Here is a 14,293-nt window from a genome sequence, read left to right on the forward strand (position 1 = left end):
TTTGAATCGCATTCCAACAGAAAGAAAAGAAGCCATATTGAAGAAGCTACTACCTCCTTATTCAATGTCTGTAAGCCAAGTAGCAAAAGAGGAAGGTATTAGCCCAGCAACCCTGTATCATTGGCGGCAGCAACTTAGACGTTCAGGAGCCGCTGTGCCAAATAGTAATACTTCATCAGAGCAGTGGTCTGCTCAAACTAAACTCGCCATTGTCGCTGAAACCTACTCGATGACGGAGAATGAACTCAGTCAGTATTGTCGCGAGAAAGGCTTGTTCCCTGAACAAGTGCAAGATTGGCGAAGTGAGTGTATGCAAGGGTTTATGTCTGTTAAAGAGCGTGAGGCTGAAGCCAAGAAACAAGCTAAAGCTGACAAGCTTGAAATTAAAGAGCTGAAAAAAGAGTTACGCTTTAAAGAAAAAGCGTTAGCTGAAACCGCAGCACTCTTGGTTCTGCGAAAAAAGCTGAGAGCCTTTTACGGGGAAGAGCCAGAGGAAGATTAACCTCAACCGATGAAAGGCACTACTTGGTCACTCTTATCCACGACGCTCAGCAAAGTGGTTGCCGATTGGAGTACGCTTGCCATGAGGTTCAAATCGACTTGAGGACGTATCGACGCTGGTATCAGCAAGGTGAAATAAGGGCAGACAAAAGACCGACATGCACCAGACCTGCGCCTGCTAACAAACTCTCACAGCAAGAACGTGATGCGATTATCGAGGTGTGCAACCGCCCTGAATACGCGAGTTTACCACCAACTCAAATTGTTCCGACGTTGCTTGATAATGGTGAGTATATCGCTTCGGAGTCGAGCTACTATCGGGTTTTGAAAGCGGAAGGTCAACTTCATCCCCGAGGTCGTCAGCGAAGTCGACAAAGGCAGGCTAAGCCAACAAGTTATACGGCAACAGGTCCCAATCAAGTGTACACATGGGACATTACTTACTTGCCATCTAGGGTTCGCGGTCAGCACTATTATCTCTACGTGATTGAAGATATTTATAGCCGAAAAATCGTTGGTTACGATGTTTATGAATGTGAATGCGGTGAGTTAGCATCACAGTTATTACAGCGGACGCTGATGCGCGAGCAGTGCTTTAATCAGTCACTGGTACTTCACTCGGACAATGGTGCGCCAATGAAGTCACTGACGTTCAGAGCGAAAATGGATGAGCTTGGTATTACTTCATCATACAGTCGCCCGAGAGTCAGTGATGATAACCCGTATGTTGAGTCGCTGTTCCGCACAGTGAAGTACATGCCTAGCTGGCCAACAAAAGGCTTTGAACAACTCGATGCAAGTCGTAGTTGGGTTGAGGCGTTCGTGCGTTGGTACAACACCGAGCACAAGCACAGTAAGTTAAATTACGTTACGCCATCAGAGCGTCACAGTGGTAAAGATAGCGAGATTTTAAGGCGTCGTTCTGATGTATTGTCGATAGCAAGAAAACGACACCCTGCGCGTTGGTCAGGCAAAATTAGGAACTGTGAACCCGTTGGTGAGGTTCATCTAAATCCAGAAAGAGAAGCCGCTTAATAACTAAGCGAATGATGACAACAACCTTGAAAAACGCCGGACCCCTAAATCAGCAATTGCTCTAAACCTAACTCAAGACGATCCTGTGAAATTACTGAATAAAATCAACGGAGTCGAACTAGATCTTTGGGTAAAAGTGCTAAATGACTGGAAAGCAATATCTCCAAAAGTAGATAAAAACATTAGAGAATTTAACGCTAAGAATGGCGTTAGCCAAATCGAGACCTACAAAAAAGTGATAAATGATCGTCTTTCATGTGTAGAAAAGTCTTTACAAATTTTAGGAGTTGCGCATGAGTCTTAAACGCCAAATAGAAGAACTGAACGAGCAAATTGGGTATTACCATAACAGTGCGAACTTGGAAGACCAGATGAGCGCACTTAAGACGATCTCTACGCGCATTGCTAACCCCTCTAGCCGAATTGAAGAAGAGGCTAAGAAATTAGAGTGCCTTAAGTTGATTGATGGGGTTGATCTCTATTGTGAGGGCGGAGAGTTATCGCTAGAAACGGCTAGAGAACGATATGTGGCATTTAAATCCCTATGGGGAGCGATTGAAGCCCAAAGTTTGGCTGATGAAGCAAACACTCTTTATGAAATGACGCAGGCTGTTAGCACGACTGCTAGCTTATTCTCTGAGAATCACCAGGTTATTTGGCAAGAGTGGGCGAAAGAGCAAAAAAGCCTAGCAAACGTAAATGACGTGATTCTGGAGCAGCAGAAGTCCGTCCATCGCAATGTTGATTTGTATAAAAAGTATATAGATAGGAAAAGGGATTTTGATAGCCAAATGGATGGCTTTACTTTTGATCAAGGGCAGTTAGCTAGAATTCAACAGTTTGCGAAACAGTGTGCGGAACTCAAATCGCAAATGAATACGGAAGCGTTGCCGGAAGGTGTAAAGAAGCTTTTTGATGCGTTGAACAACGCCGGTGCTGTTGCGCTCGTATCCATGCTGACACCAGAAGTTATGGATTGGTTAGAAAAGAACAATAAACTCGATACATTGATGGTAAAACAAAGATAATGACCACGATCGATAAAGATAAGCTCATTGAAGCATTAGATAAAATAGAAGACAAAGAATCTGAGTTATTGGCTTGGGGGGACGTTGAAGTTTTCTCTACCCGCGCGGAGATTGAGTCTAGCCTTAAAGATGTCGGGGTTTCTGACTATCATGTGAACGATTATTTTGACGCTCTTATAGAGCGTTGTTTTATCTTTTCGATTGATAATGATGGCTATCGAACACGAATGGCAGAGACGGTGCGCTTGCAAGTGTTGTCTCGCCAGTGGTTCTCTAAACAAGAAATTGAAGACGCTAAACCGCTAATATCGGACTTTCGTTTTCTAAAACGACCGCGCCAATATCCAAAGCGAGATAACGATGCACAAACGCTAATTACTCAATGGGAGCGAAAGAATCTATTCCAGTCATCGAATGAGAAAGCCATTCTTAGTAATTTATTGAAAAAAGGAGACGACTGGTTTCAGTTGTCAGGTTTTCAGGTGCGCTCGACAGAGCGCATCCTTACAAAATATGAGCAGCATAGACGTAAAAGGGCTTATCATCCTAGCGCGACGATTGTTTGTGCCGGCACTGGTAGCGGTAAAACACTCTCTTTTTACCTACCTGCGATGACTAAACTGGCAGCCGATTTAATTAATGATGATGATCGACGAGTACGCATTCTTGCGATTTATCCTCGTAAAGAACTTCTGAAAGACCAGTTTTCGGAAACCTATCGAGAAGCACGTAAGTTGGATGATTTCTTAGAATCCAAAGGTAAGCGAAAAATCACCATTGGCACGTTTTATGGTGATACGTTATCTGAGTGTTATGCAGATGATGGTGCGGTATTTGGGCCAATGGTTTGCCCAAAACACGATTGTGGTGGCATCCTAAAGTTCAATAAGCAATCAAAACAGGTGGTTTGCTCGAGCTGTCATGCGACTCTTTCTTCCGAGGAAGTCATCACCACACGAGAAGGTGCTCAAAAAAATCCCCCTGATATCCTTTTTACAACAACAGAAATGTTGAACCAGCGTCTTAGTGACAAGAATTTCAATCAGCTTTTTGGTGTAAACGACAGTAACATTGCTATACCTTTGGTTTTGCTTGATGAGGTGCACACTTATGAAGGCAGTACCGGAGCGCAAACTTCATTTCTATTGAAACGCTGGATGTCATTTAGCGGTATTAACCCCCATTTTGTTGGTTTATCTGCAACGCTTGCTGATGCAAAGAACTTCTTTGCAGATCTTACTGGCACCTTGCCCCAAAATACCGAATTGGTTGAGTCATTTGAGCGAGAGATTGAGGAAGAAGGTGCTGAATATCTATTAGCACTTCGTGGAGACCCTGCCTCTCAAACAGGTCTTCTTTCTGCAACGATTCAGGCTACGATGCTTGGAAGTCGCATGCTGGATACCCATGTCGGTGTAAAGAGAAATATATCGGACGATGTATTTGGTCAAAAGGCTTTTGTGTTTACCGATGATCTTGATGTTATTAACCGTCTTTACAACGATTATTTGGATGCAGAAGGTAAGCAAGACTTTTTTGGACAATTACGGCCGAGCTTAAGAAATGAAAAGCCGTTAGCTTATTTACGTTCTTCTGACAATACGAATTGCTCACGAGCGCTTAAGCGTCAACTTGGGCAAGACTGGTCTGCTACTGAGGGTATTGGTCACAATCTTGAACAAGCTAACATTGTTGAGCGCACATCAAGTCAGGATAGTGGTGTTAACCAAGGTGCAAATGTGGTTGTTGCAACCGCTTCATTAGAAGTTGGCTATAACGATCCTACAGTAGGTGCTGTAATTCAACATAAAGCGCCAAGAAATGTAGCATCTTATCTACAGCGTAAGGGACGAGCTGGGCGTCGACGCGGTATGCGACCTTGGATGTATACTATTTTGTCTGATTTTGGCCGAGATAGGATTGCCTTTCAGCAGTATGAGCAACTCATTGACCCTAAAGTCAGTACCACTAAGTTGCCGGTAGAAAATTCGCATATCCATAAGATGCACGCCTCTCTTGCTACCTTGGAGTGGTTTGTTAAAAATGACCATCAGCTAAAATGGTTAAATATTTGGAGCGCATTGAAAGACCCGCAGAAAAATGCAGAAAGGCTCGAGAATTTACATCGCGCAGTGAGTGAATTGTTGGACAACCCTTCAAAGATAGCGCAATTAACCAACCACATAAAAAATACGCTGGGGCTGAACGATGAGCAAGTTAAAGTGGTTATGTGGGCTCCACCTCGTTCAATAATGATGTCTTTTCTTCCTGAGCTTGAACAAAATCTCGCATATAGTTGGGGAGCAAGAGGTCAGTATTGGCAGGGAATTGGCGATGGTAATTCAGGACCAATGCCTAAATACATTGCATCTCAGTTGTTTTCTGGACTCAACACTCAAGGTCTATCGGTTGTACTGGATCGCTCGACTAAGAATGAAGAATGCTATAAACGAGAAAACATGGCTTTCTTTCAGACTCTTAAGGAGTTTGCTCCGGGGCGAATGTCTAAACGTTACACGGTTAGGGCGTTGAATGTACCGGACTGGTTAGTACCTGTAAATTTCGAACCCACGCCAGGCCAGAAAGACATTTTAGGGTTTGATATTGAAGATGCTTTCGGTGATGTAAGCAAGCAAGTGTTGCAAGATTATGTCGAGTTTGATGGTAACCAAATAGCAGTTTATCAGCCTAGGTTCGTTAAAACCACGCGAGCGATGAACAAAACGCTTACTAATAAAAGCAGTAGTGTTCTTCAGTGGCACTTTGATATTCGTGAGCCTTCGAACAGTAATTTGACACCGGTACCGAAAAATAGCGAATGGTTTGAAGTGTTGAAGTCTATCGACTTTTTTACACATGACCACTCCACGTCAGTAGAATTGATTCGATTTTGTACAGGAGCAAAAGCAAATATTCCATTTGCTCAAAAAGGTCTAGACCCAGCAAACATATTTTTTCAATGGCAACAGAAAAATGCGCAAGTTGCTATAGGGACTAAATTGTGGGTCGATAGTGCGAAATTTAGTTTTGAGTTTTCTGAGGAGAAAATTCAAAAGTTGCTCTCGCATAACGATAACCAGAAAGGTCTTTATTATCAGTATTTACATGACACTTTTCTAAATTCAGACCAGTTCGAACATGAGTACTTCTTGGCGAACTGGATATTTGAATGTGTTATGTCGGCATTGTTTGTAATTTGTCATGAAAGAAAATTAGCACTGAATGATGCCTTTGAAGTTCTTTGTTCACCTACTGGTAAACAATTGTTGCTTGAGGTGGTGAATGGTATGTTCCAACGCCGTAGCACAGAGGTTGGGGATGAAGAGCAAGGTTTACATCAGCGCCTATCAGACTATTTTGAAAGTGATTCCAACATGAGCGCAGTTAGGTGTGCACTTGATCTTGATCCTTGTTACGGGCAATCGGAGCGCTATTTTGAGTGGGGCAAAAAGGTTCTAGGGCAGACTTTGTGCGGGGGTATTAATGCGATGTTCTTGAAGTTGGTATCTGATGTCTCGGAGCAGTCATTTAATATCGATCATAGTTGGGAAGGGGATAAATTAAACATCTGGTTGAATGAAAACGAAGTCGGTGGGATTGGTTATATCACTAAGTTCAGAGAGGTATATCGGGAAGATCCACTTCGTACGTTGGGTTATCTAAGTCATGCGTATGAGACTGGCGAGTATGAGCAGGTAAACTTTGATCTACAGCATTTCTTGTTAGAGTTATCTCAAAATCAAGTGTTGCAGCAGGGTGTAAATAATATTCGTTCAGCGAATAGTTTAGATGACCGTTCACAAGCGACAAAAGCGCTGAAGTTGCAGATCTCTCGATTAGGTATCTTACCTTCACATGCTTGGAATAGTGTGCTTTATTCTCGCATCCTGAAAAAAGGTGCTAATTCTTCGACGGATCAATGTCTTGTAGATTTGCTCGAGGAATGGAGTAATTACGAGGCGTGTGTAGATATCGAGATTCCATTGCATATTGTGGCTTATCTTGCATCTCGTAACCTAGGAGGTACGCATAGCGATATTTATAGCAATAAAAACCGTATCCAGTCTCAATTATGGCAGCGTGGTGCAATGATCCGAGAGCAAGAGTTAGGTTTTTATAACCAGTTTAGCGCAGATAAAAATAAGACCGAACGCCTTCTGTTAACTCAAATTATCACTGCGAAAGATGTTCTGGTCGATTTCGATACTATAGGAACTTGGCGTGACAAACTGTCAGCTGAGTTAAAATTATCAGGTAAGTGTATCTTGGTGTTTAACGGTGGGGATAGGTCACAAGTAAAATCTGTGCTCTGTGAGTTAAATGTTAGCATGATTGAATACAATAAGATGATGTTCTATCCGCGGATAACGAAAGTTCAAGCTCGTTTATCAGCAATGCATATCACGGTTGAAGTGAGGGATATCCTCCAATGATGATTCAAACAGAGCGCTCTATTGAGACAAAAGAAGCGATAGGTCGAGCCCATGTCAAAGATCTTCTCACCTCTATATTAGTGGGCGAGGCTTTAAACCCTGGAGAGATCTATATATTAAGCCCATGGATTTCTGATTTTCCTGTTTTAGATAATACATCTGGCAATTTTGATTCGATAAACCCTGCTTGGGGACACCGCCAAATTCATTTTTTTGAATTGTTGCAAAATTGTGTTGAAGCAGGTGCGACGCTGAAATTAGCCATTCGTGAAAACAGAGACAAAATATATTTGTTAGAGCAAGCGTTAAAGAACTATCCGAGCCGATTTGTGGTCGCTGAACATAAAGACCTACACGAAAAGGGTTTGCTCACGGATTCATGTTTGATACGTGGTTCGATGAACTTTACCTTTTTTGGTGCAAGTATCAATTTCGAAGGAATTACCTACACCACTAACCCGAGTGCGATTGCAGAAAAGAAAAACACGTATGAAGATTTGTACTTCTCCAACCTTGTTGCAACGGTAGATGAGGAGGAAGATGATGACTGGTTATTCTAATCAAATATTACAAGGCTTTTTCAATGGTGAGAATAAGATCACCCCTAACAGTCAATGGCATGAAAAAGTGAACAATGCACAGACTCAACTGGAAAGTGGCAGTGCGATCAAATATATGGTCGGCTACCCTCAAGGTTCATCACCAAGTTTTTATATACTGTGTGATAGTGAAGAGTTAATGGAGCATACCAAAGATTGGTTAAATTGCGCTTTACCCCGCTATTACTGTCAGTTTGCACGCCCTTGTAAAACAGCAGAATATGACTTTGAAGGAGTATTACTTCAGCATTGGCCACATGGATTTCTCAAGGTTACAGTTTGGAGACGTGAGAATGTAGGTATGGAGCAAGCCAAATACCGCATGTTTTTGCCAGAAGCGATGAAGCAGAGTCAAGAGAGGTTGAACAGGTTGATTGCTCGCTATCTGAGTTCGCCAGTGATAAATAGTAAGACCTCAAAACCAATTGGGATGCTGGCGAAAGGCTTCATTGATGCATACGAAAATAATGATCATGCATCGATGGTTGAGTACTATGATTTGATTGCGAGCAGTGAAGACATTGAGCGCCGCAACAAAGATACGTTGAAGTTCATGTTGCTTGAGGCAGAAGAGAAATGGGAACAGATCATTGAGTTTGCTCGTCAAAGAAATGTATCAGCTCAGGTTATTTCGAGTGGTGTCAGTGTAGCTATCATGCACGCTGTTATTTCTCTGTCTACCGCAAGCGATAAAGGGATAAATTCGTTCGAGTTAGACTGGCCTTCAATGTATGAAAGAGCCATTGAGTTTTTACCCATTTTTACCAAGCCACCGTTATTCGAAGGTGAGAAACAGTGGAAATTATGGTCAGTGTTGGTTCATTTATTTAAGATAGAGCAGGGATTTGATAAAGCCAAACCTCACCTAGACGAAGTATGGTTGAATACACTCGTTAAACAAGATACCAGTGTCAATGCTCTACCGATACATATTGATACTAAGTTAGATTTAACCTCACAGGTTCATGACCAAGAGTCTATATTATTTGTACTTAATTATGCGCAAACATGTAATGAACGTGAGGTGAAGCAGATTTATGAATGGCTAGAGAATGCTCCTCTATCTCTAAAGATAAAGCTTAAACAGGATTGTTTATACTATCGTTTGTGGTCTAAATTAGAAGAAAGTGCCTTAGCATTTATGAGGCTAAGTAGTTGATTTAATAGATTGACTCGGTCGTGATCCAAGCCCTAGTCGAAACGCTGGGGCTTTTTGTTTTCCACATACTGAAGTTCATGCCCAATATGACAACTCGCACATAACTTAATACTTTTTTACTACTTTATCGCCATTACATTCGAACACGTATATCATCGGCTTAGATTGGTATACGGCATGGCTTATGGTTTTAACATCTTCTTTTTACGACAAAAATGCAACTGAACTGGCGAAGCAATATGATGGTCTCGACTTTGAGTCTGTGCATCAATCATGGAAGCGTTATTGGCCACAATCTGGTGCCAGTGTATTAGATATTGGTGCGGGGTCGGGCCGTGATGCGAAATGGATGAGTGAGCAAAGTTGTGAGGTTGTTGCCGTTGAACCAAGTGATGCGCTGCGTCAAATAGGCAAGCACAATACCGGTCCTGATGTCACATGGTTGAATGACTCATTACCGGCGCTTAAAAACGTCAATAACCTTGGTATGCGCTTTGACCTCATCTTGGTGAGTGCGGTATGGATGCATTTAGCGCCTTCAGTGCGTGCTAGGGCATTTCGTAAACTCTCAAATCTATTGTCTGCCAACGGCAAGCTCGTGATAAGCCTCCGTCATGGCGAGTTTACCGATGGGCGTCAAAGCTACCCTGTTTCGGTTGAAGAATTGGAAAAGTTGGCCAGCGAGCATGCTTTGCAAGTGCAATTGGTCTCTGAGAGTGCAGATAACCTCAATAGGACAAGCGTCTCATGGCAGACTGTTGTCTTCAGTCTACCGGATGATGGTTCTGGCAATCTAAATACTGTTCGTCGGGTTATCGTTAATGACAGTAAATCTGCAACGTACAAACTAGCACTACTGCGAACTTTACTGCGTATTGCTGATGTACACCCAGGTGCGGTACTTGATCGCAGTGATGGCAGGGTGGCGATTTCGGCGGGGCTTGTCGCACTGTATTGGATTCGGCAGTTTAAGCGCCTTATTGATGTTGATATCGAGGGCGCTGGTATTCAACAAAATTCGAATACGAGTAAGGGACTAGGTTTTGTAAAAGAGGATGGATGGAACAAGCTAAAGCACCTCGCTGCCGATGATTTCTCTATTGGTTCCCTTTTTATGGGAGAAGAAGCGGCGGCGATACAAAAATTATTTACCCACACACTGAATACCATCAAAGTCGGACCGGTTACCTTTATCTATCAAGGTGACAAATCCAACAAACTATTTGAGATACAGCCGGCAGGTAAACGCAGAGCACACTCAGGTTCTATCATCTTGGATGGCGAATTTTTTGCTGGGTATGGTCAGTTTATTCTCGATGAGAAGCTGTGGGATTGCTTTAGGCTCTATAACTCTTGGATCGAACCGCTGGTGGTCAACCAGTGGGTTCGTGAGATGCAACGTTTTGAGCTCAATCGCAGCCGAAATATCGCCTTGCAAACTTATCATGAATGCTTGGTTTGGATTGATTCGACCCGTGATACGCGCGATGTGCGCAAACGTGTGGAAGAGCTGAGAGTGGAGGGGGTCAAAATTCCCAACGTTTGGAGCAATGCCGCGCTTAAAGGGAAGTATGACGTTGACCATTGCTTGCCTTTTGCTTACTGGCCAAATAATGACAAGTGGAACCTTTTACCCACTTCATCGAGTGAAAATCAAAGTAAAAGTGACCGCGTGCCCACGGCTAAGCGTCTATCAGAATCACGACAGCGAATCCTAGATTGGTGGCAGATAGCGTGGGGCAGTGATGAGCATCAACAGCGCTTTTTTACAGAAGCTCAGTTTTCTCTGCCTAACTTGTCAGCTCAGTGTAATGACTTTGCAGAGGTTTTCGAGGCGATGGGGTTACAAATAATAGGCGTAAAAAGCCGTCTATTAGTCTCTGAATGGTAGTGTGAAGATGCAGAGTGCTACAGCGTTGCGGCAGATTGACAGGGCTCTTTAAACTAAAAACGCCGAGCGCCGTTCTAATGGTTAAGCACTTATTGGCTGGTATTTTAATGGGAGTGGGGGCAGTGATGGCTCAAGGTGGAAACGATACTCAACTTTTAGTTTCAATGCCCGCATTATCGCCACATGGTTTCACCGCAGTGGCGATTATTGTTTTGGGGATCTATGTTGGAGTTAAATTTATGAGTACAAAACTGCACAAGATATAACGCTGCATAGGAATACTTTGGGTGAGGGGCTGGTTACCATCGACCTTCAGCTAATTCAGCCAAATTATATTCTGAGTCATTGTCTGTGAACTTAAGTCTTCCAAAGTCAGAGCACAAAGTATCTATAAAGACATCACTATCTAAAGCTGTATCAATAGGAATGGCTATTAATTGATTGTCAGAGTATTTGCTGATATCTAATCCATAGCGTCCACAGCTTAGCTTTTCTTCGTTACTTAATGAAGCTTTAGTCTTATGCTGAAAAACACGACCATATAGCCAGAATTTTATGTTGCCAAGAGAGAATTCAGTTAAGGGCTTATCGAAATGACGTCCGTCTTTTTTATCATTAGCCTTAAGCATCGAGTGAACGGTTAATATAAGAGCGACGCTATACAGCTTTCCTGAAACTTCTATTTCTGGGTATCCAATTTCACAGCGATGATCTGGTTCTGACAATTGATATAAACTATTTTTTCGGATTTCAGCTGCGTCGTTCACCTCTTTTCTAAGATATGGATGAGAGTGTGCAGTGCCAATGTATTGATATTGCTCACCAAAAACTTTTGCAATGTCTTTTTTGATTAGCAGAGATTTCGAGTTAAAAGCTACAGATGAACGTGTTCTTTTTGCTGATGTTTCGACTGAAACATGGTTTATTGTACATTTAAATGGGTGGGTCTTATTAACGTAACCCCATAGGTGTGCAGCGGTCTCTACCGAAATTTGTTTACTGCCTTGATGTTTTACAGCGTATGCCTCTATACCTGCCATGATTAATTCAAATATTGCGCTTTTGCTTACAGAGATTGTTGCAGTCATGTCCTGTATAACCTTATAGAATAGAATTTGTTTATTATTGAGTGACTGGTTGGCAATTCTGTTCAATTACTATGGCTATTCAAGTCCAGCCCTCAGAATGTCTTGCATAACAACGTTATAGAAATGAAAAGCCTTTAATTTCCATGCGTTGCATATCACTCTGGTTCGTATGCTATGTCATTTTGTTATGTAAAACTGCCGATTTCAGCGCAAATTCAGCTAACGACATATAGATATTGCTTCTTACTGATTCTGCACGATTGCCCACAGGTATAAACGATCCGTGCTGCGATGGAAGCTACGCCCCTATTCACAACAGTTATCGGCAACTTGAGTCCTTATTCAGTATCTAGCCTCAGGCAAGGTAGTGTAGAATTGCTGCGAACATAATTCCTAAGGATTGAAAATGATTGGCTACCAAGCTGTAGAAGATAGAGTGTGGTCACTGTTCCACCAAAGTATAGGGCAGAATATTGCGTTGCCTGACAGGCTAAAACAACAGCTTGGTATTAGGTCAAGTCGTATTATTGAGGTTGATCCTGATATCGCGCGTCAGCATGATTCAAAAACAGATGTTTTAGTCGTGTTCGAGTGTGGCGGTAAGCTGAAAATTTCGGTAAAGAAAGAGAATGCTCATTACTATGGTAATTGGTATACCCATCAGCGAGTTGAGCAAGAGTTTGGGCAACAGGCACTTGATCGATTGGTTGAAAAAACCACTGAGTGGGCAAACCAATGGATCGAGAATGAAAGAAGCAGTTTTTTCCTAGGGGTGAGCATCAATTTTGGTGAGCGTACCGGCAATACCTACTTAGATTTCAATCAGATCTTTACCACGCGAGACATCCGTTCGATTGTCGCAGGGCACAATGACTGTTTAGATACCACAGCGAATGTCATTTATCACACGGATGGGATGGCAGGCAGCGTTGAGCAGGTTGTCGAAGAGTTGCAAGTCATTGACGATGCGCTACTTAGCGAGCTGTTTTCGAGTGTCAAAATTGTCTTTCGTCCAATAAACCCAATGACGGAGGGCTCTAATCGTGGCAAGCAAACGTACACAAAATTTGTGCCTTATGAGCGATTTGAAGCAACTACATTGCTAGAGAGTAAAGCCGATTTATTGAGGTTTGGGCGTTTTGAGAGTGTCGATTTAAACCATGAGTATCGGCTGAACCACAATCGCCATATAAAGGCACTGCGCCACCAATACAATATGGCTGTGAGAGTAAAGTAACTCGGCGCTGATTGTGGTTTGGGGTATATATCCCTGATAGGGGCTATCAGGGATAATCACGCGTTAGGCTGCTTGGCGCGCTTTCGCTTCCGCGAGGTGCTGTTGAATACTCAGAGCGATCGCTTTGGCAAAAGGTACGGCAACTGCGTTACCAATCATTTTGTAGCCAGCGGCAACGTTGTTATACACAAACTCAAAGTCATCTGGGAAGCCCTGAATTCGAGCACACTCTCGAACACTCAAACGACGGTATTTTTCTTCGTGTCCTTCAACAAATTTAAATTTGTCGGTTTCCACTTTTTCCATTCGCGGCGCACCTGGGTGAATCGGTGCATGACGTCCGCCAGCTTGAATCGTGAACGATGGCTCATCCCATGTTCTTACGCGATTACGTGACATATACATCGTAGAGAACCCGCCAATCATGTATTCATGGTTTAAAAACTTCACGTCTGGGTTTGGTTTTTGTTTATCAAGCGCGGGTACTGCGGTGCCATCTAGGTCACGTAGAATGTGTTTCAGTGCTCGGCGTTCTTCTTTTTCAATCGGTTCAGGGAAGCTATATTGAATGTTCAAATCGCTTCTAAAACCAATGAAGATCACGCGCTTACGATCTTGAGCAGCACCGTAATCGACAGCATTCATCATTTGGTAGTAAAGATCGTACCCGGCATCTTTAAACATTTGCTTGATGTTATTCAGCGCTTCAGCGTGTCGACCATGCTGCATGCCACTTACGTTTTCAGCTAGGAAAAACTTGGGCTTTTTCGCTTCAAGGATTCGGATGAAGTCAAAAAATAGCTGACCGCGTTTATCTTCAATACCGCGTTGCGCGCCAGCCTCACTCCAGCTTTGGCAAGGTGGGCCACCAATGATGCCATCACACTCAGGTACTTCATCCGCTTCAATATTTGTAATGCTACGTCTATCTAACGTGGTATGTGGGTGGTTCTTCTCGTACGTTGCCCAAATATCTTTATCGTACTCGTTAGCCCACGCTACGTTAAAACCGGCTTGCTCGAAACCAAGATCTAGACCGCCTGCTCCGGCGAAAAATGAAACGATTTTGTCTGTCATGAGTTTTTGTTTGATGTGTAATTGGGTCGCTATATTAACAAATTACTGTACGTTTAGTCAGTGATTTTTTTTAGCGAAAAGTCAAAGGCTTACAGAGATGTAACGGATAGTAGTTAGTGTTGCAGTTTGCGGTCTAACCTTATGGTTAGCCGTAGAAATGAAAAAGGAGTGCTGATACTAAAAAGTGCACTCCTTTTTATGCTTCGAAGGTTTCGCTATCTACGTCGTATGGCAATAAATAGATA

The 14,293-nt window shown here is 42.8% G+C and carries 10 protein-coding genes; 8 read left to right on the forward strand and 2 right to left on the reverse strand.

Features of this window, described 5'->3' with window-relative positions; genetic code table 11:
• Position 1 precedes the first annotated feature (1 nt).
• The 7 genes from GZN30_RS03505 (at position 2) to GZN30_RS03535 (ending at position 10,912) form a co-directional block, all read left to right on the forward strand.
• Positions 2-1,536 (forward strand): IS3 family transposase gene (locus tag GZN30_RS03505; RefSeq protein WP_408646770.1). Its coding sequence is split into 2 segments (ribosomal slippage): positions 2-455 and positions 455-1,536, totalling 1,536 coding nucleotides; the frame shifts between segments, so codons are not numbered across the junction.
• A 293-nt stretch (positions 1,537-1,829) separates the two neighbouring features.
• Positions 1,830-2,564: a protein DpdI gene (gene dpdI, locus GZN30_RS03510; RefSeq protein ID WP_075652310.1), complete on the forward strand. Its 735-nt coding sequence runs from the start codon at positions 1,830-1,832 to the stop codon at positions 2,562-2,564.
• The gene (gene dpdJ / locus GZN30_RS03515) at positions 2,564-6,997 is read left to right on the forward strand and encodes a protein DpdJ (RefSeq protein ID WP_075652311.1); all 4,434 of its coding nucleotides are present in this window, start codon (positions 2,564-2,566) and stop codon (positions 6,995-6,997) included. The genes dpdI and dpdJ overlap by 1 nt, the downstream gene beginning before the upstream one ends.
• Positions 6,994-7,557 carry a phospholipase D-like domain-containing protein DpdK gene (gene dpdK / locus GZN30_RS03520; RefSeq protein ID WP_075652312.1) on the forward strand — a complete coding sequence of 188 codons (564 nt, stop codon included), beginning with the start codon at positions 6,994-6,996 and terminating at the stop codon, positions 7,555-7,557. Before dpdJ ends, dpdK begins: the two co-directional genes overlap by 4 nt.
• Positions 7,541-8,755, forward strand: coding sequence for a hypothetical protein (locus tag GZN30_RS03525; protein ID WP_075652313.1), 1,215 nt, complete (start codon positions 7,541-7,543; stop codon positions 8,753-8,755). Before dpdK ends, GZN30_RS03525 begins: the two co-directional genes overlap by 17 nt.
• A 184-nt stretch (positions 8,756-8,939) precedes the next feature.
• A complete protein-coding gene (locus GZN30_RS03530; RefSeq protein ID WP_075652314.1) occupies positions 8,940-10,646 on the forward strand; it encodes a class I SAM-dependent methyltransferase in 1,707 nt (568 codons plus the stop codon).
• Positions 10,647-10,660: 14 nt separating this feature from the next.
• On the forward strand, positions 10,661-10,912 hold the full coding sequence (locus tag GZN30_RS03535) for a YeeE/YedE thiosulfate transporter family protein (RefSeq protein WP_075652315.1): 252 nt from the start codon (positions 10,661-10,663) through the stop codon (positions 10,910-10,912).
• Positions 10,913-10,945: 33 nt separating this feature from the next.
• Here GZN30_RS03535 and GZN30_RS03540 read toward each other — a convergent pair whose 3' ends face one another.
• On the reverse strand, positions 10,946-11,734 hold the full coding sequence (locus tag GZN30_RS03540) for a hypothetical protein (protein ID WP_075652316.1): 789 nt from the start codon (positions 11,732-11,734) through the stop codon (positions 10,946-10,948).
• A 406-nt stretch (positions 11,735-12,140) separates the two neighbouring features.
• On the opposite strand from GZN30_RS03540, the gene GZN30_RS03545 reads away from it, so the two are divergent.
• Entirely contained in the window at positions 12,141-12,971 is an 831-nt protein-coding gene (locus GZN30_RS03545; protein WP_083627222.1) for a hypothetical protein, read from the forward strand.
• A 63-nt stretch (positions 12,972-13,034) separates the two neighbouring features.
• Here GZN30_RS03545 and GZN30_RS03550 read toward each other — a convergent pair whose 3' ends face one another.
• Positions 13,035-14,048, reverse strand: coding sequence for a DNA cytosine methyltransferase (locus GZN30_RS03550; RefSeq protein WP_075652317.1), 1,014 nt, complete (start codon positions 14,046-14,048; stop codon positions 13,035-13,037).
• Positions 14,049-14,293 lie beyond the last annotated feature (245 nt).

It is taken from the genome of Vibrio ponticus (assembly GCF_009938225.1).
Classification (GTDB): domain Bacteria; phylum Pseudomonadota; class Gammaproteobacteria; order Enterobacterales; family Vibrionaceae; genus Vibrio; species Vibrio ponticus.

Coding starts and splice junctions, on each gene's coding strand:
- dpdI (WP_075652310.1), top strand. CDS start 1,830: ATGAGTCTTAAACGCCAAATAGAAGAACTGAACGAGCAAATTGGGTAT.
- dpdJ (WP_075652311.1), top strand. CDS start 2,564: ATGACCACGATCGATAAAGATAAGCTCATTGAAGCATTAGATAAAATA.
- dpdK (WP_075652312.1), top strand. CDS start 6,994: ATGATGATTCAAACAGAGCGCTCTATTGAGACAAAAGAAGCGATAGGT.
- GZN30_RS03525 (WP_075652313.1), top strand. CDS start 7,541: ATGACTGGTTATTCTAATCAAATATTACAAGGCTTTTTCAATGGTGAG.
- GZN30_RS03530 (WP_075652314.1), top strand. CDS start 8,940: ATGGTTTTAACATCTTCTTTTTACGACAAAAATGCAACTGAACTGGCG.
- GZN30_RS03540 (WP_075652316.1), bottom strand. CDS start 11,734: ATGACTGCAACAATCTCTGTAAGCAAAAGCGCAATATTTGAATTAATC.
- GZN30_RS03545 (WP_083627222.1), top strand. CDS start 12,141: ATGATTGGCTACCAAGCTGTAGAAGATAGAGTGTGGTCACTGTTCCAC.
- GZN30_RS03550 (WP_075652317.1), bottom strand. CDS start 14,048: ATGACAGACAAAATCGTTTCATTTTTCGCCGGAGCAGGCGGTCTAGAT.